At 50.4% G+C, this 26,278-nt stretch carries 25 protein-coding genes and 1 pseudogene; 15 read left to right on the forward strand and 11 right to left on the reverse strand.

Annotated elements, in window-relative coordinates:
• Window positions 1-70 precede the first annotated feature (70 nt).
• The 5 genes from CEK71_RS00415 to hxlA form a co-directional block, all read right to left on the reverse strand.
• Window positions 71-886 (reverse strand): hypothetical protein, encoded by an 816-nt coding sequence (locus CEK71_RS00415; RefSeq protein WP_088617531.1) that lies wholly within the window; start codon window positions 884-886, stop codon window positions 71-73.
• Window positions 887-889: 3 nt separating this feature from the next.
• Window positions 890-1,582, reverse strand: a complete 693-nt coding sequence (locus CEK71_RS00420; RefSeq protein WP_146054520.1) for a hypothetical protein — start codon at window positions 1,580-1,582, stop codon at window positions 890-892.
• A 172-nt stretch (window positions 1,583-1,754) separates the two neighbouring features.
• Entirely contained in the window at window positions 1,755-3,749 is a 1,995-nt protein-coding gene (tkt, locus tag CEK71_RS00425; RefSeq protein ID WP_088617533.1) for a transketolase, read from the reverse strand.
• Window positions 3,750-3,875: 126 nt separating this feature from the next.
• Window positions 3,876-4,409, reverse strand: coding sequence for a 6-phospho-3-hexuloisomerase (hxlB, locus tag CEK71_RS00430; RefSeq protein WP_088617534.1), 534 nt, complete (start codon window positions 4,407-4,409; stop codon window positions 3,876-3,878).
• Window positions 4,410-4,411: 2 nt separating this feature from the next.
• The gene (gene hxlA, locus CEK71_RS00435; RefSeq protein WP_088617535.1) at window positions 4,412-5,059 is read right to left on the reverse strand and encodes a 3-hexulose-6-phosphate synthase; all 648 of its coding nucleotides are present in this window, start codon (window positions 5,057-5,059) and stop codon (window positions 4,412-4,414) included.
• A 392-nt stretch (window positions 5,060-5,451) separates the two neighbouring features.
• Here hxlA and CEK71_RS00440 point away from each other — a divergent pair, with 392 nt between their 5' ends.
• Window positions 5,452-6,285 carry an HAD-IIA family hydrolase gene (locus tag CEK71_RS00440; RefSeq protein WP_088617536.1) on the forward strand — a complete coding sequence of 278 codons (834 nt, stop codon included), beginning with the start codon at window positions 5,452-5,454 and terminating at the stop codon, window positions 6,283-6,285.
• A gap of 26 nt (window positions 6,286-6,311) precedes the next feature.
• Window positions 6,312-7,301: a dihydroxyacetone kinase subunit DhaK gene (gene dhaK, locus CEK71_RS00445; protein ID WP_088617537.1), complete on the forward strand. Its 990-nt coding sequence runs from the start codon at window positions 6,312-6,314 to the stop codon at window positions 7,299-7,301.
• Here the strand turns inward: dhaK and dhaL are convergent.
• The 4 genes from dhaL to CEK71_RS00465 all read right to left on the reverse strand — a co-directional run bounded on the left by dhaL (window position 7,284) and on the right by CEK71_RS00465 (window position 9,642).
• Window positions 7,284-7,913 carry a dihydroxyacetone kinase subunit DhaL gene (gene dhaL / locus CEK71_RS00450; protein ID WP_088617538.1) on the reverse strand — a complete coding sequence of 210 codons (630 nt, stop codon included), beginning with the start codon at window positions 7,911-7,913 and terminating at the stop codon, window positions 7,284-7,286. The two genes, dhaK and dhaL, sit on opposite strands and share 18 nt — an antisense overlap.
• Window positions 7,914-7,975: 62 nt before the next feature.
• On the reverse strand, window positions 7,976-8,335 hold the full coding sequence (locus CEK71_RS00455; protein ID WP_088617539.1) for a type II toxin-antitoxin system VapC family toxin: 360 nt from the start codon (window positions 8,333-8,335) through the stop codon (window positions 7,976-7,978).
• Window positions 8,322-8,558: a ribbon-helix-helix domain-containing protein gene (locus tag CEK71_RS00460; RefSeq protein ID WP_088617540.1), complete on the reverse strand. Its 237-nt coding sequence runs from the start codon at window positions 8,556-8,558 to the stop codon at window positions 8,322-8,324. The genes CEK71_RS00455 and CEK71_RS00460 overlap by 14 nt, the downstream gene beginning before the upstream one ends.
• A 220-nt stretch (window positions 8,559-8,778) precedes the next feature.
• Window positions 8,779-9,642 (reverse strand): YicC/YloC family endoribonuclease, encoded by an 864-nt coding sequence (locus CEK71_RS00465; protein WP_088617541.1) that lies wholly within the window; start codon window positions 9,640-9,642, stop codon window positions 8,779-8,781.
• 195 nt (window positions 9,643-9,837) lie between these two features.
• Here CEK71_RS00465 and rph point away from each other — a divergent pair, with 195 nt between their 5' ends.
• A complete protein-coding gene (gene rph / locus CEK71_RS00470; protein ID WP_088617542.1) occupies window positions 9,838-10,560 on the forward strand; it encodes a ribonuclease PH in 723 nt (240 codons plus the stop codon).
• Entirely contained in the window at window positions 10,560-11,171 is a 612-nt protein-coding gene (gene rdgB, locus CEK71_RS00475; protein ID WP_088617543.1) for an RdgB/HAM1 family non-canonical purine NTP pyrophosphatase, read from the forward strand. The genes rph and rdgB overlap by 1 nt, the downstream gene beginning before the upstream one ends.
• Window positions 11,172-11,196: 25 nt before the next feature.
• Here the strand turns inward: rdgB and CEK71_RS00480 are convergent, their stop codons facing one another.
• Complete coding sequence (locus CEK71_RS00480) at window positions 11,197-11,484, reverse strand: hypothetical protein (RefSeq protein ID WP_157678889.1); 288 nt, start codon at window positions 11,482-11,484, stop codon at window positions 11,197-11,199.
• A gap of 174 nt (window positions 11,485-11,658) precedes the next feature.
• On the opposite strand from CEK71_RS00480, the gene CEK71_RS00485 reads away from it, so the two are divergent.
• The 7 genes and pseudogenes from CEK71_RS00485 (at window position 11,659) to CEK71_RS00510 (ending at window position 17,711) form a co-directional block, all read left to right on the forward strand.
• Window positions 11,659-12,723 carry a phosphotransferase enzyme family protein gene (locus CEK71_RS00485; protein ID WP_088617545.1) on the forward strand — a complete coding sequence of 355 codons (1,065 nt, stop codon included), beginning with the start codon at window positions 11,659-11,661 and terminating at the stop codon, window positions 12,721-12,723.
• Window positions 12,716-13,624, forward strand: coding sequence for a DMT family transporter (locus tag CEK71_RS00490; protein WP_232463726.1), 909 nt, complete (start codon window positions 12,716-12,718; stop codon window positions 13,622-13,624). Before CEK71_RS00485 ends, CEK71_RS00490 begins: the two co-directional genes overlap by 8 nt.
• Window positions 13,625-13,756: 132 nt before the next feature.
• Window positions 13,757-14,581 (forward strand): annotated as a pseudogene (dapF, locus tag CEK71_RS23065) (diaminopimelate epimerase); the annotation flags it as partial.
• Between the two features lie 24 nt (window positions 14,582-14,605).
• The gene (locus CEK71_RS23425; protein ID WP_332455548.1) at window positions 14,606-15,271 is read left to right on the forward strand and encodes a DUF484 family protein; all 666 of its coding nucleotides are present in this window, start codon (window positions 14,606-14,608) and stop codon (window positions 15,269-15,271) included.
• Entirely contained in the window at window positions 15,271-16,176 is a 906-nt protein-coding gene (xerC, locus tag CEK71_RS00500) for a tyrosine recombinase XerC (RefSeq protein ID WP_088617546.1), read from the forward strand. Before CEK71_RS23425 ends, xerC begins: the two co-directional genes overlap by 1 nt.
• A 191-nt stretch (window positions 16,177-16,367) precedes the next feature.
• Window positions 16,368-17,390: a DUF2333 family protein gene (locus CEK71_RS00505; RefSeq protein WP_088617547.1), complete on the forward strand. Its 1,023-nt coding sequence runs from the start codon at window positions 16,368-16,370 to the stop codon at window positions 17,388-17,390.
• A 6-nt stretch (window positions 17,391-17,396) separates the two neighbouring features.
• Complete coding sequence (locus CEK71_RS00510; RefSeq protein WP_088617548.1) at window positions 17,397-17,711, forward strand: DUF4389 domain-containing protein; 315 nt, start codon at window positions 17,397-17,399, stop codon at window positions 17,709-17,711.
• Between the two features lie 76 nt (window positions 17,712-17,787).
• Here the strand turns inward: CEK71_RS00510 and CEK71_RS00515 are convergent, their stop codons facing one another.
• Window positions 17,788-18,468 carry a Uma2 family endonuclease gene (locus CEK71_RS00515; protein WP_232463727.1) on the reverse strand — a complete coding sequence of 227 codons (681 nt, stop codon included), beginning with the start codon at window positions 18,466-18,468 and terminating at the stop codon, window positions 17,788-17,790.
• Window positions 18,469-18,856: 388 nt separating this feature from the next.
• Between CEK71_RS00515 and CEK71_RS00520 the strand changes: the two genes are divergently transcribed.
• The 4 genes from CEK71_RS00520 to CEK71_RS00535 all read left to right on the forward strand — a co-directional run bounded on the left by CEK71_RS00520 (window position 18,857) and on the right by CEK71_RS00535 (window position 26,278).
• A complete protein-coding gene (locus CEK71_RS00520) occupies window positions 18,857-21,139 on the forward strand; it encodes a CHASE2 domain-containing protein (RefSeq protein WP_088617549.1) in 2,283 nt (760 codons plus the stop codon).
• Window positions 21,140-21,251: 112 nt separating this feature from the next.
• On the forward strand, window positions 21,252-24,572 hold the full coding sequence (locus tag CEK71_RS00525) for a TonB-dependent receptor domain-containing protein (protein ID WP_157678891.1): 3,321 nt from the start codon (window positions 21,252-21,254) through the stop codon (window positions 24,570-24,572).
• 20 nt (window positions 24,573-24,592) lie between these two features.
• On the forward strand, window positions 24,593-24,892 hold the full coding sequence (locus tag CEK71_RS22345) for a hypothetical protein (RefSeq protein ID WP_157678893.1): 300 nt from the start codon (window positions 24,593-24,595) through the stop codon (window positions 24,890-24,892).
• A gap of 729 nt (window positions 24,893-25,621) precedes the next feature.
• Complete coding sequence (locus tag CEK71_RS00535; protein WP_088617552.1) at window positions 25,622-26,278, forward strand: Crp/Fnr family transcriptional regulator; 657 nt, start codon at window positions 25,622-25,624, stop codon at window positions 26,276-26,278.

Below are 26,278 nucleotides of genomic sequence, written 5' to 3' on the forward strand. Positions count from 1 at the left end.
CCACAAACAACAAACAGCACCTAAGATGCTGTTTGTCTATTCCACACATCAATCATCTGAAAGTTAAAAACTAGGCACGATTCCTCATATACTTATCGACACCTGTTTCAATCATTTCAATTTTATTTTTGTTTGCCAATGCTTGTCTTGCCATGTATTTAGTTACACGGCTAATTTTAGGCAGACTGTCCTGGTTTTGTAAGTATTTGGCAACGCCTGTCAATTCAGGTTTTGCCACGGCGGCAGGCTTTTCTAATTTAGCCAGCAACGCCTGCTTTCTCATGTACTTAGCGACCTTACTCAATTGCGGCAGATCTTCCTGTTGCTTAAGATACTTTTCCACGCCAGTTAGTTCAATATGAATAACGGCTGGTTTTGCCTGTTTCGCTGCCAAGGCTTGTTTGGCCATATACTTAGCGACTTTCGTTGCGGGCGGCAGGCTCTCTTGTTTTTTCAGATACTTTGCCACGCCGCTCAACACAGGTGCGTCTTTTTGGTTGCTTAAATATTTGGCAACACCGGTCAATTGCAGTTTAGCGGCTGGCTTTGGGGCGTTTTTTTCCGCCAGTGACTTTTTCAGCATGTAGCGGGTAACACCGCTAACAGGCGTTTGTTGGGCTTTTTCTAAATATTTAGCCACGCCCGTAATCACTTGAGTATTTCTTTGTTCTTCGAGTGACTCCGCTTCTTCTTTATCCGCCTCTAAAAGCCGTCTTTGGCTTTCCAAATATCTCGCAACGCCAGTCAGACCACTTGCATCGGCAGCATAGACAGGCGCAGCAATGTGAGTTTCCACATGCGTCCCTTCATCATCGTGCCGTTTCATAAAAAAGAATAAGCCAGCCACAGCGGGGAAAAAAAATCCACTCAAGTAATTTTGGTTCATTGCTTATCCCCGGTTACGCATGTATTTTTCAACGCCAGTCGCCGCACCTGCCGCTGTTGATTTGGCGACAGTCACTTGTTTGGCAAGATATTTGGCAACACCTGTAGAAGGCGCGGCTTTAACTTGTTTTTCCAAGTATCTGGAAACGCCAGTACCGGACACTTTATTTAAGTATCTGGATACGCCTGTCAAACCGCCTTTAGCGACGGGAGCAGGAGCAGGGCTAGCCGCCGCTTTTTTACCGCTGCATTTGGTTTGGCCTTTAAACAGGAAGCCGCCGACCAAGCCTAAAGCAATCAGGCCGATCAAGTAAGTGGATTGTGACTCTTCTTTAGCGGCAGCAGCGACGCTGGTGCTTTCAATTGGGGTCTCTACAGCAGCACTTTCGCTGACGCTTTCTGATTTACTGGCCTTAGCAGGTGCAACGGCACCGGGTTTATAGTTAGGGTCACTATAGACAACTTGTGGCTGAAAGTTGGCGGCCGGATATTTCGCATCCACTTCATTGCTGGCAGAAGCCTCTGCAACTTTTGCCGCAGGTTTGCTGGCTGAACCACTTTTGGCTATCAAATCGTTATCTTGAAAAACGACTTGTGGTTGGAAGTCTGCCGCAGGGTATTTCTGATCTGCACCTGCTAGCGGACTAGCAATCAATAAGGTCGCAAACAAACCATTTATAAGATTATTTTTTTTCACGTTGTTCACCTTTAAGTCGGAAGAAATAGAGGGTGGGCCTAAGGAGGATAAATAGCCATTTATCTTACTTAGGGCTTACCCTCCATGAGTAAGCTATGCAAATAGTCTAAAAGCCATTGCCAACACCAAGCTGCTTGTTGCCCGGTGCTGCGGCAACGGCTTAATTTTAGTTTTAAAGTACCGCTTCTACATTTAGAACTACATTTTCAACAGTAAAACCGAACTCTTTAAACAGTTGCCCTGCGGGTGCTGATTCACCGAAATGATCAATACCGACAATTCTTCCATTGGTGCCGACATACTTCCACCAACCATCGGTCACGCCTGCTTCAACGGCAACGCGTTGGGTTACAGAAGAAGGCAATACGGACTCTTTATAAGCCGCATCTTGGGCATCAAAAATGTTGGTCGATGGCATGGAAACGACACGGATGTTCTTACCTGAGGCTTTTAACTGTTCCGCCGCCTTCACAGCCAGCTCAACTTCTGAACCGGTCGCGATAATAATCGCGTCAGGTGTACCTTCGCTATCAACCAAGATATACCCGCCACGGGTGATGGCACTAATTTGTGCATCAGTACGCGGAACATGCGGCAAGTTTTGGCGTGAAAACACCAGTACCGAAGGGCCGTCTTTACGTTCAATCGCAGCACGCCAAGCGACAGCGGTTTCGACTGCGTCACAAGTACGCCAAACGTGCATACCCGGAATTAACCGCAGGGTCGCCGTTTGTTCGACAGGCTGGTGGGTCGGGCCGTCTTCACCTAAACCGATAGAGTCGTGGGTGTAAACGAAGATAGAACGGATTTTCATTAAAGAAGCCATTCTGACCGCGTTACGTGCATACTCAGAGAACATCAGGAAGGTCGCACCGAAAGGCACCAAACCGCCGTGTAAGGCCACGCCGTTCATAATCGCGGACATCCCGAACTCACGGACACCGTAATTGACATAGTTGGCATTGGGTTTATCGGCCCGCATAGGCTTATAACCTGTCCACTCCGTCATGTTAGAGCAACCTAAGTCAGCAGAACCGCCAAAAATTTCCGGCAATAATTTCGCGTAACCTTCGATAGACGCTAAAGAGGATAAACGGGTAGCAGTGGTTTTGGCTTCAGCGTTCACGGCACTGACAAACGCGTCCGCGCCTTCAGCCCAATCTGTCGGCAAATCACCTGCCATACGGCGTTGGTATTCCGCCGCCAACTCAGGATATTCCGCTTGATACGCTTGGAATTTTTCATTCCACGCCTGTTCGGCGTGCGCACCTTTTTCTTTGGCATCCCAGCCGGCATAAACGTGTTCAGGCACTTCAAAAGCACCATAATCCCAACCTAATGCCGCCTTAGTCAGATTGATTTCGGCATCACCTAACGGTGCGCCGTGGCAAGCATGGGAACCGGATTTATTGGGCGAACCAAAACCGATAGTGGTTTTGCAGCAAATTAAGGTCGGTTTGCCGGTAACAGCTTTTGCCAACTCAATCGCTTTGTAGAGAGCATCAGAATCGTGGCCGTCAACATCGGCAATCACATGCCAGCCATAAGCCTCGAAACGTTGTGGGGTATTATCCGTAAACCATCCATCAACATGACCGTCGATAGAAATGCCGTTGTCATCCCAAAACGCCACCAGTTTGCCCAAACCTAAAGTACCGGCTAACGAACAGGCTTCATGGGAAATGCCTTCCATCAGACAGCCGTCACCTAAAAAGACGTAGGTGTTGTGATCAACGACAGTATGCCCGTCACGGTTAAATTGCGCGGCCAGAGCTTTTTCGGCAATCGCCATACCGACAGCATTAGTAATACCTTGGCCTAATGGCCCAGTGGTGGTTTCTATGCCAGGCGCGTAACCGTATTCTGGGTGTCCGGGGGTTTTAGAATGCAACTGACGGAATCTTTTCAGCTCGTCAATCGGCAGATCATAACCTGTCAGATGCAACAGGGAGTAGATCAGCATTGAGCCATGACCATTTGAGAGAACAAAACGATCACGATTCGACCATTTTGGGTTGGTCGGATTATGGGTCATGAAGTCATTCCAGAGAACTTCGGCGATATCCGCCATGCCCATTGGTGCCCCTGGGTGACCAGAGTTTGCTTTTTGTACAGCATCCATGCTCAAAGCGCGTATGGCGTTCGCTAATTCTCGGCGCGAAGTCATATTGTTCTCCTTACTATTTAAATTACTTATCAGTGACAACAGCCATAACAAGGCCTTGCCAGGAAAATTATTTTGTTATTATGCAAATAAAACGGGAACGGGTATAACTAACCCGTTCCCTTGGCATTATTCTAAGTTAGCGTGCCTTTCTCTCATAATCTCTTCAGGAATTCCTTTTTCATGAATGATATGGGATACAGTCGATTCTAAAAATAATAAAGTGGACAGTTCAAACACAGTACCCATTGGCATACCAAAAACTTTTCCGTATTGCTCGGCACGGCCAATTTGAAACACTGCATCCGCCATATCACCGATAGTTGATGAATCCTTAGCGGAAATCAACACGATGTTAGCGCCTATCTTTTTAGCACTTTTAGTAAATGCCACTAATTGCTCAGTTTCCCCAGAACCGGAGATAATGATCAACAAATCACCGGCTTTTATGCTCGGTGTGACAATCTCACCTACGACGCTTACATCGTAACCACCATGCACTAATCTCATAGCAAAGAAATTACCGACAAGCTTGGAGCGGCCGGCACCCGCGATAAAAATGCGTTTGGCGCTGTCGAGCAATTGAGTCAACTTTACATCGTATGTGCCGTCTGTGGCTTCAAGAATGCTTGAAATCTTTTCTATGACAAGTTGCTGGTGCATTCTTATACCTCAGTTGCGTCAACCAATTCACGGATTTCACGGGCAGCTTCAGCAGGAGATGGAGCGCCGTAGATAGCCGCGCCAACAACGATGATATTTGCACCTGATTTGACAACGTCTTGTACGGTTGCCGCTTTGATACCGCCAGCAACTGAAATTCTGACGTTCAAGCCTAATCTGGCGATGTCGTTCAGGTCAGAGAAAGGTGTGTGGCCGGCCGCTTGTGCGTCCAGACCTGTGTGGATACCCATGATGTGGGCGCCAGCTTCAAATGTTGCGCGTGCGCAAGCAACTTTGTCTTCAACGTTGATCAAGTCGATTTGGGCTTCTGCGCCGAAGGCGTTAGCCGCTTTGATAACACCCATGCAAGTTGCCAGACCGGAAACACCCAGAACTGTACAAATGTCTGCGCCAGCAGCATAAAATGGCGTTGCTTCGTATTCGCCAGCGTCCATAGTTTTAAGGTCAACCAAGATCAGCTTGTCTGGGAATTTAGCTCTCAATGCTTTAACCAGGTTAACGCCGTTGTGTTTGATGCATGGAGTTCCGATTTCAAAAATGTCAACGTGTGGTGCAACTTGCTCAGCAAGCGCAACGGTTGCGTCGAAATCTAATGAATCCAATGCCATCTGAATTAATGGTCTAGCCATGATATGTGCTCCGAAGGGTTATTAATAATTATAGTTTGTTGCATAATTGTTTTGCGGACGTAACTGTAAAGTAGAATAGGCATATATGTCAATGCCCCAATGCTTAATGCCCAATTAACGCCGCCGCCCGCTTACGCGACCCCATAAAAATATCATACAAAATCATTATTTTACAATTAATATCTCCACCTCCTTATTTCCGCCCGCCCAGCAACAGCCCCGTAAGCCTAAGACCGCCTAGCAAACACTCTAGTTAAGCGGACTACGGCTAACGCCAAGCCCCCACCGCACTGCGAAAACCGCCTCTTTTCGGCACTATTTAAAGATGCCAATTGACAATAAACCTTTTATACTAGTCGGCTAACTAAAAGCCCTTTCATTTGAGACCCTGTATGGAACCCTTTATCAATATCCGCGCCCTTATCATTGACATGGACGGGGTTTTGTGGCACGGCGACCAAGCCATCCCCGGCCTGACGGATTTTTTCCAAACGCTACGCGCCCAAAACCTCCGTTTTATTCTTGCCACCAACAACGCCAGCCTGACCCCGCCCCAATATGTTAACAAACTGGCGAAAATGGGCGTAACCGTCACCGAAAATGAAATCTTAACCTCCGGCATGGCCACCGCCCTCTACTTGAGCCAGCATGAAGACCCTGCCACTACCCGCGTTTTCGTCCTTGGTGAAGCGGGCGCGAGCGAACCGCTACGCCAATGCGGCTTTACCTTGACCGGACTCTACCAGCTTAACAGCGCCAAAACTCCAGGCGAAGGCGCGGATATTGTCGTCTGCGGCAAAGACCAAACCCTTAGTTGGGATAAGCTCGCCACCGCCAGCCTTAACATCCGTGCCGGGGCTAAATTCATCGGCACCAATGCCGACACCACCCTACCCACCGAATACGGCATCACCCACGGTAACGGCGCGATTTTGGCCGCCCTGCAAGCGGCGACCGGTGTCAGCCCGACTATCATCGGTAAACCGGAACCGATCATTTATCAACAAGCCATGGCCTTACTCGGCACCGACCCAGCCGAAACCGTCGCGATAGGCGACCGCCTGGAAACCGACATTTTAGGCGCAGTGCGGACGGGTATCCGCAGCCTGATGGTCTTAACAGGCGTATCGACCCAAGCCGACTTGGAAACCTCAGATTACGGCCCGACCTGGGTCATGGCGGACATCCGCGCCGTCACCGAGGCCTTAAAAACCTTAGCCGCTTAACCCCCAACCTCGCCAAGGCGACCGCCATGAAGAAATTTCTAAACGCAACCGACACCTTGCTTACCGAAAGCCTCGGCGGCTTTGCCTTGGCACATGCCGACATCATCGAATTAAGCGCCCCGCCTTATGTTATCCGCCGCAAACAGCCCAAGCAGGTAGGCAAAGTCGCCTTGATCTCCGGCGGCGGCTCCGGTCACGAACCGTTGCATACCGGCTTGGTCGGCTTAGGAATGCTCGATGCCGCCTGTCCTGGGCAAATCTTTACCTCCCCTACCCCCGACCAAATGCTGGCGGCGGCGCAAGCGGTCGACACGGGCGGCGGGGTATTATTTATCGTCAAGAATTACGCGGGTGACGTGATGAATTTTGAAATTGCCGCCGAACTGCTGGACAGCCCGAACGCGACTGTATTGGTAAATGATGATGTCGCCATACCCAAAAGCCAAAGCACTGGGCGGCGCGGTGTCGCAGGCACCTTAATCGTGGAAAAAATCGTCGGGGCCGCCGCCGAGCAAGGCGCCGACTTGGCGGCGTGCAAAGCCTTGGGCGAGCGCGTCAACCAAAACACCGCCTCTATGGGTGTAGCCCTGAGCAGTTGCACCGTACCCGCCCTAGGCCACCCGACCTTTACCTTAGGCGAGCAGGAAATGGAAATGGGCGTCGGCATTCATGGCGAACATGGCCGCGCCACCTTACCGCTGACTACCGCCAGCGCGATTACCGCGCAACTGGCGGCACACATTGACGACGACTTAAAACCCCAAGCCAACGCCCAAGCGTTGTTGCACATCAATGGCTTTGGGGCCACACCGCTGATGGAGTTGTATCTGATCTACGCCTTAGCCGCCGAACATTGGCAACAGCAAGGTGTCAACATCGTCCGTTCCTTAGTCGGTAACTACACCACGTCCCTAGACATGGCAGGTTGCTCCATCACCCTAACTTTGCTCGATGACGAAATGCTGCGGCTCTGGGACGCACCCGTCCATACCGCCCAGTTACGCTGGGGCTGCTGACAACACCGCGCTAATGGCGCAAATCATCAACTGGCAGGACTTTGCGCCCGCATCGATATGGCCGACCGAACGTTCCGCCAAAAACGCCGCCCGCCCCTTGGTCGCAAACATCGCGCGGGTAGACTCTACCCCCGCTATAGCGACCGCCTGCACCCCGGTTAACACCTCGGCGGCGGTACAGGCATCCGACTGGAGATAAACCGCCACTGGCACCAAAACATCCAGCATGGTTTTCTCGCCTGCCTCAGATTTGCCGCGCCGCTTCATCGCCTCAACCCCCTGCGCAAACACCCCGGCAAAGCCCTGCAAATCCAAAGTCTGGTCTGCCGCCGCCTTCGCCATCGTCAGCAACAACGTCCCCAACAAAGACCCCGACGCACCACCCACCGTCGACATCAAGGTCATACCCATCTTTTGCCACGCCGCCGACCACGTCAACAAACCCAATTCCTCGCGCTGCGCCAGCAAAGCCACCAGCCCGCGCTGGAGATTAATCACATGGTCGCCATCACCAATCGCCTGATCCAACGCCGCCACCGCCTCGGCATTTTCGTCAATGGCATTGGCAACGGCTTCGATTAACTGGGGTAACAGGGTGGTAGGATAAGTCATGATTAAGTCTCAATTTTTAACGAATAGACGGGTAATAATGCACCGTGTTTTTAATATCCGCTTTACAGCTTCGCCTGCAAAGCCTTGTCCAACGTCAACAGCTCAAGGCTGTGGGCTTGTGCTGTGGCGGCAATAATGCTGTCGGGCAGTTTTGTACGGTGTTGCCGCCGGAACTGGATGGTCAGCTCCTCAATGGCGGGGCTTAGGCTTAGGTAGGTCATCCTGTCCAGCAAGGCCTTAACCGTCCGCTCCTCATGCTCTGTTATGCCAACAAAGCCCAATAGCTCCATACGGGTGACGGTACTGTAGGCGCATTGGCTAATACCTACTTGCTTGCTTTGCATTAAGGCAATCACTGCCGCGCTGTGTTGGTACATACCAAGGATAATATTAGTGTCCAGCAAATAGTTAACGCCATTCATCGCGCATGGCCTGTTGAATGGTCAAAGGGTCTCCAGCAAAGGAAGGCAGCTTAGGAAGCGTGCTTATGATGTCCGCCATCAGTTCCGGCGGCGGCTCGGTTTGCTTCGCGCCCAAATAGTCAGCAAGGGCTTGCCTGATCAATTGCACCGCGCCCGTGTGTTCGCGTTCCATCAGTTGATGCAATAATCGGGCAGTATCGTCATCAAGCTCTAAGGTCATCATGGCTTTGGCTCCGTTGGGGTTTTGTGTTTGGGTTTGTTGGCGGGTTCAGCACCCGCCCCTGTGTACCAGTCAAACTGCACTCAATCCGGTGTTGGGTACACGCTTGGGTACACACCAATTGTGCGGTTAAATGACACTATATGCAACAACCTGACACGAACAATACCTTATTTTCAAAGTCTTAAAAGTATTTTGACACCACATGACACCACCTGAAACATCACTCAATGTTTTGAATCTGCTCCCGCATCTGCTCAATCAGCACTTTCAACTCAATCGCAATCTGGGTCATTTCCTTATCCGCCGACTTTGACCCTAAGGTATTGGCCTCACGGTTCAGTTCCTGCATTAAAAAATCCAAACGCCTGCCGACGGGTTCGGGCTGCTTCAACACCCGCAAAACTTCGCTGATATGGGTGTCTAAGCGGTCCAGCTCTTCAGTGATGTCGAGCTTTTGCGTCAGAATGACCAACTCCTGTTCCAAGCGGTCAAAATCCGGTTGCGCGACCAACTCGACAACCCGGTCTTTCAGGCGGTTACGGATCAGGCGCAACACTTCCGGCATCCGCCCGCTGGCGGAGACGACAAAGCCCTGCATTTTTGAACAACGCTCTTCAATCAGTATCTTCAACTGCGCACCTTCGCGCTGGCGGACTTCCAAAAAGATCGCCAAGGTTTGTTTAAGCAAGCGCTTAATGCCTGCATTCAATGCCTCGCGGTCAACATCCGGCTCTTGTTGGATACCCGGAAACGCCAAAATATCCAAAGCCGAGAACGACAACGCCGCCGGCATCAGTTGCTCGATTTGCTCGGTCGCCGCCAACAAGGTCGATACCGCCTGCAAATTGACGCTAAAACCCGCCCCATCGTTGGCTTTCTTATAACTGACCGTACATTCGACCTTACCACGGCTAACTTTTTCGGCAATCAGACTGCGCAAGTCGGCTTCTACACTCCGTAAACGTTCCGGCAACTTGACTGTGACATCACAATAGCGGTGGTTGACCGAACGCAATTCACAATTAATGGTCAAGCTTCCTATTTCCGCCTCCTGGCTGGCATAAGCCGTCATACTTTTTATCATTTTTCACCTAATGCGAATGGGGTTATGTAAGGTAGGCACATCTGTAAGCCGCGCCATTTTAGGTGCAACTATACTATGATTAGCTTGTAAACAGCAGATAGGCCGATTAACTTTCTTAACGCTTTGTGTATTTACATCAGAATTACCGCCAATTCAGGTATACTGTGCGGTTTTCATTTTGGCGGAACAAAACTTATGAGACCAAGCGGACGCAATCCCGATCAACTGCGCGAGATAACATTTACCTGTGGCTATACCAAACATGCAGAAGGCTCGGTGTTAGTTGAATTTGGTGATACCCGTGTACTATGCACCGCCAGTGTTGACCGTAGTGTACCGCGCTTTTTAAAAGGCAAGGGCGAAGGCTGGATAACCGCCGAATACGGCATGTTACCCCGCTCCACGCACAGCCGCATGGGGCGCGAAGCCAGTAACGGCAGACAAGGCGGGCGGACACTGGAAATTCAGCGCCTGATTGGCCGTTCCTTACGCGCGGCGGTTGATTTAAAGGCCTTAGGCGAACACACCCTGACCATCGACTGCGACGTTTTGCAAGCGGACGGCGGCACCCGCACGGCGGCGATTACCGGCGGCTTTGTCGCCTTATCATTGGCGGTCAAAACCATGATGAAACGCAAGCAAATCAAATCCAACCCCTTATACGGCCAAGTTGCGTCGATTTCGGTCGGCATTTTTAACGGTATCCCAGTTTTGGATTTGGACTATGCCGAAGACAGTAACGCCGAAACCGATATGAACGTGGTAATGAACGATGCCGGCGCCTTCATCGAAGTGCAAGGCACCGCCGAAGGCCACGCCTTCCGCAAAGACGAATTGGATGCCATGCTGATCTTAGCAGGCGGCGGCATCAACCAATTGATGGAAAAACAACGTCAGGTGCTGGAGGCCTACCGTTAATGTTCCCCCTAGGCCAACAAATTGTTTTAGCCAGCGGCAATGCCGGAAAAATCCGCGAAATCCAAGCCATTTTGGCGGGGCAAGTCATTGTGCCGCAAGCGGCGTTTAACGTCGCCGAATGCCCCGAAACCGGCTGCACGTTTGTTGAAAACGCACTATTAAAAGCGCGTAACGCCGCCTTACAATCCGGCCTGCCCGCCATTGCCGACGATTCCGGGCTGATCGTCGATGCCTTACACGGTGCGCCCGGTGTCCGCTCGGCGCGTTATGCGGGTGAAGTGGCCAGCGACCAAGACAATGTGCAAAAACTGCTCAGCGCCTTGGCGGACGTACCGGACGGGCAGCGCACGGCAAGGTTTGTCTGCGTCCTCGCCCTGCTGCAACACGCCGAAGACCCTTGCCCCCTCATCGCCCAAGGCGTATGGGAAGGACACATCTTGCGCCAGCCTGTCGGCGAACGCGGCTTTGGTTACGATCCGGTGTTTTGGGTGGCGGAGCAACAATGCTCATCCGCACAACTGCCTGCGGAACTGAAAAACGCCCTCAGCCATCGCGGGCAAGCGTTAAGGCAGTTATTGGCGTTGGTGGCGGGTAAACTGACACAGCCGTAACAAAGCCTAACACCGACACGCCCGTTTAGGCTACCGTGCAAAGGCTAAAGACCTTTGCACTCCATCCCTTATCATCCCAAGCCAAGTAGTCTTTATAATTTTCCGATAAATCAGTGACATCCGGCATACCGCCTAAATAACCTGTTTTTTGCAAAATTGCTAAAACCCTTTCACCTTCCATTGGCATGTACCTCGCCTTATCTATTTCATCAATAGCGAAAGCGATTAACTCAGACGTATTTTTTTTGAGTGTCTGCTCCAGCATCCCTAACTTTTCCAAATGCTGACTATCCAATTCGGCGGAGATTTGCATTGTGTTATCCTCTTTTTGGCTTAATATGGCATTGTTTTTGTCGGCCAATATACCCTACCCAACCGCCCTTTTTAGCCGCCAAGCCACCCAAAACCCAACAATAACCCGCCTCGCCTCCCTTAAACCAAAAACTAACACTTAACGCCAAGCCGCAAATAAGTTAAATTAGTTACCATGACGACAGAAACCAGCCTCCCCCACCACATTGCCCGCCAATTTGACGCGTCCGCCTGCGCCCTTGCGCCGTTGGGCAATGGCCTAATTAACGACACTTTTTTAGTCAGCACTACGGATGGGCGGCACTTTGTCTTACAACGCATCAACCAACAGGTATTCCCCCAGCCTTTGCTGATTAACGCCAACTTATCGGTGCTCAGCAAGCATATCCGGCAACAGCCTGGGGCACGGCTGCAAATCCCCGCCATCGTGTACACGGCGGCTGGCGAAAGCCATGTCCAAGATAGCCAAGGCGGCTTGTGGCGGGCGCAAAGCTTTATCGCCAATACCCAAAGCCTGGAGTCCCTACGCAACCTAGACGATGCCAGACAAACTGGCTACGCGTTGGGGCATTTCCATCGCCTGCTCAGCAACCTTAACCCCTTAAGCCTGCACGACACCTTGCCGGGTTTCCACATCACCCCGACTTATTTAAACCATTATCATAACATTAGCAGCCAAACCTGCGGAACCGACCCGTTTTGCGCCGACTTCATCAGCAACTTTCAAGACCGTGCCGACCGCTTAGAAACCGCCCAACAACAAGGTCGCCTATATTTACGGGTCATCCATGGCGACCCTAAACTGAATAATTTTTTGTTTGCTAAAGACACCGCCAGTATTGTCAGCCTGATAGACTTAGATACCGTCAAACCTGGCCTAGTGCATTATGATATTGGCGACTGCCTACGCTCATGCTGCCACGACCCCGTTACTGACCACTTTAACCTGGACATCGGCGCGGCGATTTTAACAGGCTACCTTAGCGAAGCGGGGGCATTTTTCAGCCCCGACGACTACGCCTACCTGTATGCCGCCATCGAATTATTGCCGTTTGAACTGGGCTTGCGGTTTTATACCGACTACCTGCAAGGCAACCGCTACTTTAAAGTATCTGCACCCGAACAAAACCTGCACCGCGCCCAAGCACAATTCCGGCTCTGCGCCTCAGTTGCCGCCCAACAGGCCGCACTCAGCGCATTAATTAAACAACTGACACCCGATAAGGCCACCCTTGATTGAGACCGCTGCCACCGAACGCCGCCAGCACCTGCTTGGCTTCACGCTGGTGCTATTGGGTGCTTTTGGTTTTTCCGCAAAAGCCATCCTGATTAAGCTCGCCTACGCCGAAGACACCCCAATCGATGCCATTAGCCTAATGGCCTTGCGCATGGCATTTTCCCTACCGTTCTTTCTGCTCGTCGCAGGCTGGCAACAACAGACCACACAAGCCGCCATGACCCGCAAACAATGGCTAACCATCACTGCCTTAGGCTTAATGGGTTATTATATTGCCAGCTACTTAGACTTCCTTGGCCTGCAAAGCATTTCCGCCGGGTTAGAACGGGTTATCCTCTTCTTATACCCGACCTTGGTTGTACTTTTTTCAGCCCTATTTTATCGGCGCCATATCACCTTACGCGTCGGCGTGGCGCTAACCTTAAGCTATGCGGGGATGTTGCTGGTGTTTATCGAACAACTGTCACTCACCAATCAAGCTATTTGGTTAGGCTCAGCCTTAGTGCTGGGCAGCGCTATTGTCTTCGCCTTATTTACCATGGGCAGCGGTGTCATGACGCACAGTATCGGTGCCGCACGTTTTACCGCTTACACCATGACCGTCGCCAGTTTGGCGACCTTAGTGCATTTTGGCTTAAGCCACGGCTTGGAACTGACCCAGTGGCCGTTAAAAATTTATGGCTTGGCTTTGCTGATGGCGATTTTCTCAACCGTACTGCCCGCGTTTTTAATGAATGCCGGTATCCGCAAAATTGGCGCAAGTTCGGCTTCCATCATCAGCACCATAGGCCCCATCGCCACCTTAGCGCTGGCGCACTTTGTCTTGGCAGAAGCCATTACCGCCCTGCAAATAGCCGGCACTTTTTTGGTACTGGCAGGGGTTTATGTGGTCGGCAAAAAATAAAAACCTTAAAAAGTGACATAGTACCTTTACATTAGCTTACCAATTTTCTAAAGTCCCACTTTAACAAACGGACTGACCGCCCATAACGACACATCCAAAAGCTTCCACCTACCCGTAAATGATGGATAAACGATGATTAACTTTACAAAAATGCAAGGGTTGGGCAATGATTTTGTAGTCATTGATGCCATCTCTCAAACCATTAGCTTAACGCCGGAACAAATCCGCTTTATGTCAGACCGCCATTTCGGCATTGGTTTCGACCAATTGCTGCTGGTGGAGCCGCCCATCAATGCCAACGCCGATTTTAAATACCGCATCTTTAACGCTGACGGTGGCGAAGTCTCACAGTGCGGTAATGGCGCCCGTTGCTTTGCCCGCTTTGTCCGTGACAAAGGTTTGTCCGATAAAGCCGCCATTTGTGTCGATACCGACTGTGGACAACTGACTCTCTATTTTGACGATGACGGCCTCATTACCGTCAATATGGGGGTACCACGCCACGCCCCCCACGAAATCCCCCTACAAGCGGAACAGGAATCCAAGTTTTATACCGTCGCGGTAAACGATACCGAAAAAGCCTTTGGCGCGGTCTCTATGGGTAATCCCCACGCCGTCATCCAAGTCAACGACATCCGCACCGCGCAAGTCAAAGACATAGGCGCCGCCTTAGAAAGCCACCCCGTCTTCCCTGCCCGCGCCAACATCGGCTTTATGCAGGTGCTAGACCGCCAACATATCAAGCTACGGGTCTACGAACGTGGTGCGGCAGAAACCTTGGCCTGTGGCAGCGGCGCCTGCGCGGCGGTCGTCATCGGCATAGAACAGCATCTGCTCGACCACAATGTCAGCGTCGAACTGCCGGGCGGCACTCTCAAAATCCACTGGGACGGACGGGGCGAACCGGTCTTAATGACCGGCCCTGCCATTTCCGTATTCGACGGCAACATCAGCCTGACGAACGAACCCTACCTATCGGAACTGTCAGAAGGCCAAGTCGAACGTTACCTACAAAAACACCCCGAATTTTTCAATGAACACCTTAACTTGCTAGAACAAATTCACATCCCCCACCCCAGCGGCAACGCCGTGTCGCTGATTTCCAAACAACTGGAAATATTCCGTAGCCGCCATCACGAAATGGAAAACCAGTTGACCGAGCTGATCGACATAGCGCGTGATAACGATACCTCCATCATGCGTATGCACAAACTGTCTTTGGCCTTATTGGATGCCACCACCCTGGCCGATGCCGTCAAAAACCTCAATATCGCCCTGTGCGAATATTTCCTGACCGATTTTGTCGCCATCAGAATCATCAAAGAAGGCGGCCACCCTCACTTAGACGAGCTATTTATCACCCCGCACAGCGAAAAACTGAAACCGTTTATCAAAGAATTGTCCACCCAACAACCCGGCTGCGGACGGCCAACCTTGGCACAAGCGCGGGTACTGTTTGGCGAAGCCGTCGCCGCCGATGTAAAATCCTGCGCCATTATCCCGATGATGTTTACCGAACTGGAAGGCATACTCGCCATCGGTAGCCGTGAAGAAGACCGTTTTGTCGAAGGCATGGGACATTTATTTTTAAAACAAATGAGCGAACTGGTCGGCACCCGCTTTATCGCCCTGCTCAAAGCCTCCTGATGCACACGGATGCCGAACAGCAACTGGCGGCCTTTTTCACGCAGCTGGCCGAAGAGAAACGTGCTTCCCGCCATACCGTCAAAAGCTACCAACTGGACATGGCCAATCTGTACCGCTATTGCACAGACAAAGCCATTACCCAATGGCGCGACGTACAGGCCGCCGACATCCGTGCCCATATCGCCGGCCGCCATCGCCAAGGCATCGCCAGTAAAAGCCTACAGCGCGAACTCTCCGCCATCCGAAGCTTTTACCACTACCTGCTGCAACACCAATACGCCAACATCAATCCGGCACAGCACGTCAAAGCCCCTAAACAAGCGCGTAAACTGCCCAAAACCCTTGATGTCGACCAAGTTAAAGGCCTGCTCGAAGCCGGCACCAGTTCCATCCTGGAAGTCCGCGACCTCGCCATGTTTGAGCTGTTTTACTCCTCCGGCTTACGGCTGAGCGAACTGTCGGCGCTCAACTTAGAAGATATCGACCTAGGCGACCACTCGCTGCGGGTACGCGCCGGTAAAGGCGACAAGGCACGCTACCTGCCCATCGGCGGCAAAGCCATCGCCGCCCTGGAAAATTGGTTGCCACAACGGCAAAAATACGCCAAACCCGAAGACAGCGCCCTGTTTATCGCCGCCAAGGGGAGCCGTTTAGGGCAACGCAATATTGAACTGAGGCTAAAGGTCTGGTGTCAGAAAAAAGGCATTGCCGAAGCCGTGCATCCGCACATGCTCCGGCATTCCTTTGCCAGCCATTTGCTGGAAGCCAGCCAAGACTTGCGTGGTGTCCAGGAACTGCTAGGCCATAGCAACATTAGCACCACCCAAATTTATACCCATTTAGACTTTCAGCATCTTGCTGATATTTATGATAAAGCCCACCCAAGAGCGAAAAAAAAACCGTAATATTGACCGCCCCGATAAGCAAAAACCCAAAAAACCTGCTACCATGTAGCCTATTTTTAACATAAAGAAAGAGCTTTCTTTTAAGCGGGTATCGATTCAAGGCATAGAGGCCTGCCGATACTGGCAAATTAAATCGGAAGCCAACCAGGCAATCCGTTTTAATGCGCATACTTCTGCAAAGGTACTGAAAAATGGCGGCGAATAATACAACGCAAGATGTAAAATCTAGAGGCATACTCTGGGGCTTTGGTGTGTTTATCGCCATTGTCATGGTAGTCCTGATAGTTTTAGGTGCTTGGTGGGGAAGCGAGCCTGGGCAGTTCAATATCTTGGATGAAGCGGAAACCCGCGCCAAAGAAACCCACGACACCGAAAATATGCCGGTCGGCTACGTCTACACCAACACCTTGGCACATATCGCCGAAGTGCTGCTCCACAAGCCCGGCGGCTACATCACCAATGACGTAGGCCCACCGGGCGTACTGCTCGACAACGTCCCTAGCTGGGAATTTGGCGCCTTGGTCATGTTGCGCGATGCCACCTCGGCGTTACGGAACCACTTCGCCCGCGACCAGTCACAATCGGCCGAAGACCCTGATTTGGCGACCGCCGAACCGTACTTTTATTTTGAGAATGACTCTTGGGCCTTACCGTCCACCGAAGCCGAATATGAAAAAGGCGTGGAAGCCCTGCATAAATACATGACCCGCCTGCAACACTACGGCGGCAACGTCAAGCAGGCACAGTTTTATTCCCGCGCCGACAATCTGTGGCAATACACCGAAGTTGTCATCAAACGTTTGGGCGGCTTATCCACCCGCCTGACCGCCAACAACTCAGGCAACAACTTTGGCCCAGGGCTTACCCAAGTCGATATAGACCTTAACGAAAAAGATGCCAACGTCGCCAGAATCCCTTGGATGGAAATTGATAACGTCTTTTATGAAGCGCGTGGGGCGGGCTGGGCGTTATTGCATATCCTGCGGGCCATCAAGCATGACTTTAAAGACATCCTGCTCGACAAACGCGCCATGCGTACCGTCGACATTATGATCAAATCCTTGGAAAACTCCTTAGAGCCTATCTTAAGCCCGATGATCCTAGACGGCGGCGGTTATGGCCTGTTTGCCAACTACTCCTTGACGATGGCTAACTACATCGCCCGTGCCAACGCCGCCGCGTTGGATTTGCGTGACATTATGAACCGAGGTTAACCGTATATGGACGAACAAATCAACAGCAACTTAAAGCAGCTTAGCACTTGGAAACGTATTTTCTTTATGCTGATTTTCGCCGTGATCGGCGAACTTATCCGCCTACTGGTATGGACAGTTGTCATCCTGCAAGTCGCCTCTTCCCTGCTGACCGGCAAACCCAACCCCAACGTCCTTAGCTTTGGGCGCAGCCTGTCGCTTTACAGCTACCATATCCTGCTGTTTTTGACCTTCTCGACCGAAATTGTCCCGTTCCCGTTTTCAGACTGGAACAGCACCACCGCCCTACAACTCGCCGACACCGAAGCCACCAAAGACTAAACCGCCTTTAACTAAGGCAAACCTAAAAGGAGCGCGGGCATCTTGCCCGCCCCAGCGGCCAAACCAACCGCCCTTCCTAAACCAAGCCGCCAATAAGGCCATTCGCAGCGGCGGGCTCCACCGCCCCCCCTATTGCAACAGCGTCTGCAATACCTTGTTTTGCCATCAAATACTGCACCATATCCTGATTATCCACTTGCTCATAAATCGCTTCAACAGCCAGCGTTAAGGCTATCGACTCAAAAACCGCCAAATCGCCCAAATAATAATAATCTGGCTTCCAAGCATTGCTTTTGCGCAGCACTTGTACTTGGACGAAATCTTGCTCAATCACCACATATTCCTGCAAAGACGGCAGATTGATATACCTTAACAGTTTTGTGGTAAGATCGGATTTTCTGGTCGATTGCGACAACACCTCGACAATTAAAGTCGGGGCGTTCGAGAAATAACTCTGTCCCTGCACTTTTGTGCAATCAACGACAACATCAGGGTAAACATAATCATGCCCGACGCTAACCTTCAACGGCACCTTAATGTCAGACATAAACGCGGTGCAAGGCTTACCCTTCAAATGGTTTCTGAATTCACTGGCTATATTTAAAGATAAAATATTATGGTTGATGCTGGATCCGGCCATGGCATAAACCTGCCCACCGATATATTCGCGCCGGACATCCGAACCCGGTTCAGTCGCCAGATAATCTTTTTCAGACATCGGGATGCCTGCATAATCAAAATAAGCGTGTAATGCCATATCTACAATCTCCAAGTGGGACTGGCGCTAGCTGAATGCAGGAACCAGTATATGAAATGTTAGGTTTTGGTTTTATAAGCCTTATGATACCTGAAATTGCCCACAAAACGCTGTAAGAGCAGGCCAATTTCAAGCCACCGCCCCGACTTATAAATTGTCCTTCCCTTGGCATCGGCAAAAGCTTTTTCTGCCCCATCCAGACAAAAATAAAAGCACATCAGTATAGCGGCTAATAACCACTGCTCCAGCTACATTTGCCAACCAACCCGAAAAAAAATTCAGAAAAGCTCAATTTTTTTTCCAAAAATGGTAATTTTCAACAGACACGGCTCTTTTTATTTGCCAAAATGAAGACCAGTTAAACAATGGATGCCAAAAACCCATACCCATGATCTTTACCTGGCCGATTTTAAGCGGTAGCTCCCCCCTTAACCGCGTTTTTGTCAAATCCTCCAAACTGTGCCTGCTCTCCGTAGCGATAGGCCTAGTAGGTGCGGTTTTGTGCTTAACGCCGCTGGGTGAAACCCTTGAAGAAGAAGGTGGCTTGGCTTGGCTGTTTGCTCTGCGCGGCGAAACTGCACCGCCGCAAGATATTGTTATCATCAGCGTCGACCAAACCTCAGCGGATTTTTTCAAACTCGCTGACGATCCAACAGACTGGCCGCGCGAATATTATGCGCAATTGATCGACCAGATCAACCAACAGCATCCGACGTTGATCGCCCTCAATATCTTTTTTGGCAAACCCATTAATGCAATAACCGACCAACAACTGGCGACTGCCATTGCCCGCGACAACAATGTTATTTTAGGCAGCTACATCAAATATAAGACGCTTAACCCATCAAGCGGTGGCGCTGCTCCCAGCACAGAAACCCTGATGGAATCCATTGAGCTTATTAACAACGCCGCGCTCAGTGCCGCACCCTTCCCCTTACCTAAAGGGGCTTCCACCGTCAAACAATTTTGGGTTGACAAAGAAAGCGCCGGCCTTAGAACCTTCCCCGACTTTATTTTTCAATGTTATGTCCTTAAAAAAGCCTATCCCAACCTTCTGACCTTACTGGCTATCGCCCAATCTCCTCTAGCCACGCAGTTGCCGCCCAGCTTTGCCGAACTGGCCAAACAGCACACTCTATCCGAAGACCTAGAAAAACTCCGCGATGCGTTGGCCTTACAGGCGACCAACCCCGACCACTGGCAACACCTGCTTAACCAAGCCGCCGTACCTGCCCAACAGCAACGCCTCTTAGCCGCTTGGCTAAATTTGGCCGACCATAAAAGCCTCTATTACAACCACTACGGCAATGTCGGCAAAATTACAACCATTCCGTTTTATCAGGCCCTCAACGGCCTACCGCCCGATACCTTACGCGACAGAATCGTCTTGGTCGGCTTCTCCGAAAGCATCGAACCCGAAAAAGCCCAAGGCTACTACACCGTCTATTCACACGCCCATAACCAAACCACCAGCCCGATTGACCTTGCTGCCACCGCCTTAGGCAATCTCATTGATAATACTTGGCTAAAGCCCTTAAGAAGCGCCTATCAGTTTCTCCTGTTGCTAGGCTGGGGTATGCTGCTATCGGCTTACTGCGTGATACGCTCTTACCGCCTCGCCATCACCGTCATTTTGGCCTCAGGAGCAGCATACACTTATTTCGCCTACTACGAATTTGTCACCGCCGCTATCTGGCTACCGTTAACTATTCCCCTCGCCCTACAAATGCCCTTAGTGCTGACCGCCGCCTCGGTTATCCACTTTCGCCACACCAACCGTACCAAAACCAAAATGCAGTTGGCATTGCATAAACTACTGCCCAAAGAAGTGGTCGATAACATTCCGCACCAGCCCGATACCATGATCATGGACACCAGCGGTAAACTGACTCAAGGTGTCTGTCTGGCTACCGATGTCTGCGACTACACCCAATTGTCCGAAGCCTTAAAGCCTAAGGCCTTAATTGACCTGATGAACGCCTATTACCAGACCGTCTTTCCGCTGGTCAACCAACACGGCGGGTTTGTCACCGATCTGGCAGGCGATGGCATGTATGCCGTATGGGCCCACACCGACCATAATCAGCAAGCGCGTAGTAACGCCTGCCAAGCGGCACTGACCATTAAACAGAACTTGGCAGCGTTTAACCAAGATCAGCCCTATCCCTTAATCACCCGCTTTGGTTTGGCCTGTGGCGAAATCAGCATTGGCCATACCGGCTTTACAGGCCGACTGATCTATCGGGCAATAGGCGATCCGGTCAATACCGCTTCAAGAATTGAAGCCCTTAACAAACAACTAGGCACTCATATTTTGGTTAATGCCGCGGTCATTGCCGACTTAGACGATTTTTTCCTGCGTGATGTCGGCTTATTTATCTTAAAAGGCAAAGCCAAACCCGTACATATTTTTGAACTGATGGCGACCCAGCAACAAGCGAGCGACCGCGACCGCGCCTTAACGGCTGCCTTTGCCAAAGCCCTAGCCCTCTTCCAAGACCACCAATGGCTGCCCGCGCGGCAAGCTTTTAGCAAAATAACCGAACAATTTCCTAATGATGGCCCTAGCGGCTTCTTCCTGCGCTACTTGGAGAACACCACAAAATTGCCAGAAAAATCCGTCGATAATCAATTACCCATGATTATCAATGTCACCACACTGAGCTTTTAGTTGTAATATGGGCAGTGATATGCTTCAATTAGCCAGCAAAAAAGTGCAGTTGATTTTGTTTCGGGGGAAACAAACGCCGCACCTCTTTCAGTCAGCTATAATAACAATAACTATGCGCCAGAAAGTCCGCTATTCTTACATTGTCATTGCGCTGCTTGTACCCTTAAGTACACAAGCGGCACTCAATTGTGGGCAGTCGGTCGCACAAATCGTCTCCGCACAAGGTAAAGTCGAGAGCCAACAGCCCGACAGCAATACCTGGTTAAACATCGAAGCGCACAATGAACTTTGTCCGGGCGATAAAATCCGCACCGGCAAACACAGCCGCGCCACCTTACAAATGCGCAACGAGTCGGTCATCACCCTAGAGCAAGCCACTACGCTGATTTTTCCGCCACCCTTCGACGATACCCCAAAATGGCTAGCTTACCTGCGCGAAGGCACCGCCTTCTTCCGTAGCCGCCAACCGCAAAACCTAGAAGTGCAAACCCCCTTTGTCAACGCCGTGCATGAAGGCACCGAATTTTTGGTCAGCGTTAACAGCGGACAAACTGCCGTTACTGTCTTTGATGGGCAAGTCCGTGCCTATAACGCAATGGGCAGCGCCCAAATCAAACCCGGCTTTATTGGTGTTACTCCTCAAGGCAAAAAGCCCTATTTGCAAGCCCTGCTCATCAAACCCGAAGATGCCGTGCAATGGGCTTTATACTATCCGCCGCTGCTGGATTATAAAAAATTTCTCGCCCCCAACACGTCGCCGTCCCAGCAACAAACCGTCAAAAGCCAATTACTGGAAAATTTTGATACCGCCATACCCAGCAACCAACAGGACAACGGCTTTTTAGCGACAAAAGCGTCTTTGTTATTAAGCGTCGGGCGTGCCGACGAAGCCCAACAGCTCATCGGCCAGATCTTAGAACGTGACCCCAAAAACAGCGAAGCTTTCGCCTTACAAGCCATTATCGCGGTCAGCAAAAACCGCCAAGACGAAGCCTTAGCACTGGCGCAAAAAGCCGTGGGCAACAACGTCAAATCCAGTGCCGCCCTACTTGCCCTATCTTACGCTTACCAAGTCTTATTTAAACTGCCGGAAGCCCTGCAAGCCGCCCAGGCCGCTTTGCAACAGGAACCCACCAGCGCCCTGGTCTTGGCCAGAATTTCTGAACTGCAACTGTCCTTAGGCGAACGCGACCAAGGCCTAGCAGCCGCCCAACAAGCGCGTAACGCCGACCCGGCTCTGGCCCGCACCCAAACCGTATTAGGTTTTGCTTATCTGGCGCAAGTCAACACCCAATTTGCCCAAGAAGCCTTTCAGCAAGCCATTAGCATAGACTCTTCCGATCCATTAGCTTGGTTAGGCTGGGCACTGACCGATATCCGCACCGGCAAACTAGAGTCAGGCAAGCAAAAGCTGGAAACCGCCGCCAACCTCGACCCCAACAACGCCGTTATCCGCAGCTACCTGGGCAAAGCCCATTTTGAACTGCGCAACCCCGACTACGCCGAAACCGAATTTAAACTGGCCAAAGCCAACGACAGCAAAGACCCGACTCCCTGGTTTTACGATGCCATCTTAAAGCAATCGACTAACCGCCCCGTCGCCGCCCTGCACGATATGCAGCAAGCCATGGACTTAAACGACAACCGCGCCGTCTACCGCTCACGTTTCTTGCTGGACCAAGATGCCGCCGTGCGCGGCACGGGCTTAGGCCGCATTTACAATGACTTAGGCTTTAACGATGTCGCCAACCGCCAAGCCATAAAATCTTTAGCCCTAGACCCCGGCAACTATTCGGCGCAACGCCTGCTATCGGACAGTAGCTCCAACCAACCGCGCCAAGAAGTTACCCGCGCCAGTGCCTTATTGCAATCGCAACTCCTGCAATCGGTCAACCTTAATCCCGTGCAACCGCGCTTGGCCTACACCGACCTTAACATCCCCAAAAGCGTCGGCCCTGCGGAAGTGGGTTTTAACGAATACAATAAAGTCTTTGAGCGCGATAACTACCGCATCACCAACACCACCAGCTACGGCTCCAACAACCTGATCGGCAACGAAGCCGTACTGTCGGGGATCGCCAATAAACTCTCTTACAGCTTTGGCCAGTTGCATTATGAGAATGACGGCTATCGGGCGAACAACGACATTAAGCATGATTTGTATAACGCCTTCCTGCAATATGAATTCTCGCCTAAATTTAATGTTCAGGCGGAATATCGGCGCCGGGATACCGAGCATGGCGATTTGCAACAAAAAGGCGATATGTCGGACTTTAATGCCGATTATCGGCGGAAATTGGGGCAGGATACTTATCGGCTAGGGGCAACCTTTGCGCCTACCCAGCATTCTAAATGGTTGACCTCGTTTATTTATGCTAATCGGAATGAGTTTTTGAATAGCTTTTCTTATCTGAGCAGTTCAGCAAAAAATAGCGGTTATCAGTTAGAGTCGGCTTATTTGCTTGAATATGAACGCTTTAACTTAACTGTAGGTAGTAGCCGATATTCTTATGATATTCAAAACCAATGGAATTCAAGCAACCCTTTTCTTTGCTCGATCTTAGGTTGCCAATTAACCAACACTAACGATACCCAAAATTCCGGTTACGTCTATTCAAACATCAAGTTATTGGACAATCTGACCGCAACAGGGGGGGTGAGCTATGATAGCTACAATGATAGCCAAGCAAACAATTTAACCATTGAACGGGCAAACCCTAAATTCGGCTTGCTCTGGCAATTTAATAAAGAATTATTATTCAGATTAGCCGTTTTCGACACCTTAAAATCGCCGATTATCGTCAATCAACAGTTGCAACCTATGCAAATTGCGGGCTTTAACCAGTTTTTTGATGATGGCAATGGCACTCAAGCCACGCAATATGCCATTGGTATGGATTATCACCCAAACCAAAATTGGTACACAGGCATAGAACTCTATACCCGCGACATCCGTTTTCCCTATCTGCAAGGAAGTATGTTTTTATTCGAACCACGCACAGAAAATCTCTACCGATTCTATGTCAACTGGATCATCCATGAACACTGGCTGATGAACTCAGGGTTCCGTTATGAAGATTTTCATGCGACAGGTGTCAGCACCCCAAAGGCCGTTGCTACCGCCTACCTGCCGACCAGCTTACGCTTTTTCCATGAAATTGGTGTCTTTGCCGAATTACGCGGTACATATATCAACCAACAGGTGGACACACTATCAGGTGGCGACCCAAGCTTTAGCACCGATTTTTATCTGGTTGATGCCGCTATCGGTTACCGCCTGCCCAAACAATACGGCATATTCAGCTTAGAGGCCGATAACCTGCTGGATAACCGCTTCAAATTCAGAGACCGCGCATTTCAAACCAACGAAATACGCACGTCTGATATTACCCCAGCGCAAACCTTTATGGCTCGCTTTACCTTTAATTTTTAATTACTTTTTAAGGAATCACTATGCCAACTCCACACCATAAATTGCCTAAAACTGCCGAAGATGCTATGGCAAAAGCAATGGGCGGACAAACGCCAACCAGTACCGTCGCAACGGTAGCTAATGGCGATATCAGCCTTTTTTATCCAGACGGCGTAACGCCAACGGAATACAAGGACATACCTGCTGATCAAATGCAAAATGTACAAGAAGTGACCACTTTTTTATATACACCTACCCCGCCAACAACGGGCGTAGCCGCCTCTGCCAGTGTAAAACAACTAACTTGCGTTGTTATGAATGGCGTGACTTATTGCTGGTAACCATCAATACACCTCCCGCATAAGCGTTAACCATAGTCATCGGTAAACGGAACTGACAAACGGCTTAGGCTTTAAATAGTAGGCCAACTTAGCCTAACCCGCTTGTCCAGCCCGTTAACTCAGCACTAAGCAGCACATTGCATTTAGGCCTTTCAGTGCCCCAAAACCTGAAAGGCCTAACTCGTTCAGCCAATCTTGTTTCATGCACATTTCTTAGCTACCCGATTAACCCATAGATGGGGAGAAAGCCTCCTGAATACCGTCATGTCAGCACAGCCGTAAAAAAACTTCATCGGCACAACCTTCTCCCTATTAGGCACTAAACCACTGCATTTTCAGCAAAACACCGTTGACACGTGTGCTTAGGCTCTCGAGCAATGGCTGAAGACCTTTGCATTGGGACTTTTAACCCCAACTCTTGGCTTCGGCTCCGCTCAGCCACAACGCCTCCGCCCTGTTCCCTGAGCGAAGCCGAAGGGAACGGAGGGAAGCTTCGCTTGGCCATCGGGCAATGGCTAAAGACCATTGCACTCCGTTGAACGTTGCCAAAGCACTTTAATTTCCCCATCCAATAGCCTGTTATCCGCACTTTAGCAATTCAACTTAACAAGCTTCTCTAAGCAAGTGTTTTTCTGTTATCATCGCCCTTTGCACTGTTAACGTTTCATTTTCTTTTTGGCGTTCGTGCGTCTATAATCGCCACCATATATCAAATCAGGAATATTTACCATGCAGCAAGATGCTTTATTAGGCTTAAAAAAAGTCGCGTTTCTCTCCTTGTTACCTAATGAAGCCATTGAGTCACTGGCGTTAAAGGCGAAGTGTTGCACATTCCCTAAGCAAACCATCATCATTACCGAAAAAGATGAAACAGACTCGCTGTATATCATTATTTCGGGTAAGGTAAAGATTTTTACCAGTGACAACGGCGGGCGGGAAGTGACTTTAGTGACCCAAGAAACCGGGTCGTATTTTGGCGAGTTGGCGTTGCTGGCAAATGAGCCGCGCTCTGCGTCGGTCATCACCTTAGAAAAAACGGTCTGTGGGGTCATCTCTAAAGTCGACTTTACCCTCTGGCTGACCGAACACCCGGATGTGACGCTAAACCTCTTAGCCGACTTATCGGAAAAAGTCCGCCAGCTCACCCAAAAAGTCAAACATCTGGCATTATCGAATGTCCATGAACGCACAGTGCAAGTTTTGTATAAATTGGCCGTCAGGGATGAACACGGCAATTTTTTCATCCAACGCCGCCCCACCCAGCAAGAGCTTGCCAGTATGGTCGGCGCATCACGCGAAATGATTAATAAAGTGCTGAAAGATTTAAGCCAAAAAGGTCATATTGAAATCCATGAAAGAACAATGATCCTTAAAATTCCTTTTTAG

Origin of the sequence: Methylovulum psychrotolerans (assembly GCF_002209385.1) — a bacterium.
Taxonomy (GTDB): Bacteria; Pseudomonadota; Gammaproteobacteria; order Methylococcales; family Methylomonadaceae; genus Methylovulum; species Methylovulum psychrotolerans.

Coding starts and splice junctions, on each gene's coding strand:
- CEK71_RS00480 (WP_157678889.1), bottom strand. CDS start 11,484: ATGCAAATCTCCGCCGAATTGGATAGTCAGCATTTGGAAAAGTTAGGG.
- dhaL (WP_088617538.1), bottom strand. CDS start 7,913: ATGACTTATCCTACCACCCTGTTACCCCAGTTAATCGAAGCCGTTGCC.
- dhaK (WP_088617537.1), top strand. CDS start 6,312: ATGAAGAAATTTCTAAACGCAACCGACACCTTGCTTACCGAAAGCCTC.
- CEK71_RS00485 (WP_088617545.1), top strand. CDS start 11,659: ATGACGACAGAAACCAGCCTCCCCCACCACATTGCCCGCCAATTTGAC.
- CEK71_RS00535 (WP_088617552.1), top strand. CDS start 25,622: ATGCAGCAAGATGCTTTATTAGGCTTAAAAAAAGTCGCGTTTCTCTCC.
- CEK71_RS00440 (WP_088617536.1), top strand. CDS start 5,452: ATGGAACCCTTTATCAATATCCGCGCCCTTATCATTGACATGGACGGG.
- hxlB (WP_088617534.1), bottom strand. CDS start 4,409: ATGCACCAGCAACTTGTCATAGAAAAGATTTCAAGCATTCTTGAAGCC.
- rdgB (WP_088617543.1), top strand. CDS start 10,560: ATGTTCCCCCTAGGCCAACAAATTGTTTTAGCCAGCGGCAATGCCGGA.
- CEK71_RS00525 (WP_157678891.1), top strand. CDS start 21,252: ATGCGCCAGAAAGTCCGCTATTCTTACATTGTCATTGCGCTGCTTGTA.
- CEK71_RS00465 (WP_088617541.1), bottom strand. CDS start 9,642: ATGATAAAAAGTATGACGGCTTATGCCAGCCAGGAGGCGGAAATAGGA.
- hxlA (WP_088617535.1), bottom strand. CDS start 5,059: ATGGCTAGACCATTAATTCAGATGGCATTGGATTCATTAGATTTCGAC.
- CEK71_RS22345 (WP_157678893.1), top strand. CDS start 24,593: ATGCCAACTCCACACCATAAATTGCCTAAAACTGCCGAAGATGCTATG.
- xerC (WP_088617546.1), top strand. CDS start 15,271: ATGCACACGGATGCCGAACAGCAACTGGCGGCCTTTTTCACGCAGCTG.
- tkt (WP_088617533.1), bottom strand. CDS start 3,749: ATGACTTCGCGCCGAGAATTAGCGAACGCCATACGCGCTTTGAGCATG.
- CEK71_RS00460 (WP_088617540.1), bottom strand. CDS start 8,558: ATGATGACCTTAGAGCTTGATGACGATACTGCCCGATTATTGCATCAA.
- CEK71_RS00520 (WP_088617549.1), top strand. CDS start 18,857: ATGATCTTTACCTGGCCGATTTTAAGCGGTAGCTCCCCCCTTAACCGC.
- CEK71_RS00415 (WP_088617531.1), bottom strand. CDS start 886: ATGAACCAAAATTACTTGAGTGGATTTTTTTTCCCCGCTGTGGCTGGC.
- rph (WP_088617542.1), top strand. CDS start 9,838: ATGAGACCAAGCGGACGCAATCCCGATCAACTGCGCGAGATAACATTT.
- CEK71_RS00505 (WP_088617547.1), top strand. CDS start 16,368: ATGGCGGCGAATAATACAACGCAAGATGTAAAATCTAGAGGCATACTC.
- CEK71_RS00510 (WP_088617548.1), top strand. CDS start 17,397: ATGGACGAACAAATCAACAGCAACTTAAAGCAGCTTAGCACTTGGAAA.
- CEK71_RS00515 (WP_232463727.1), bottom strand. CDS start 18,468: ATGGCATTACACGCTTATTTTGATTATGCAGGCATCCCGATGTCTGAA.
- CEK71_RS00455 (WP_088617539.1), bottom strand. CDS start 8,335: ATGAATGGCGTTAACTATTTGCTGGACACTAATATTATCCTTGGTATG.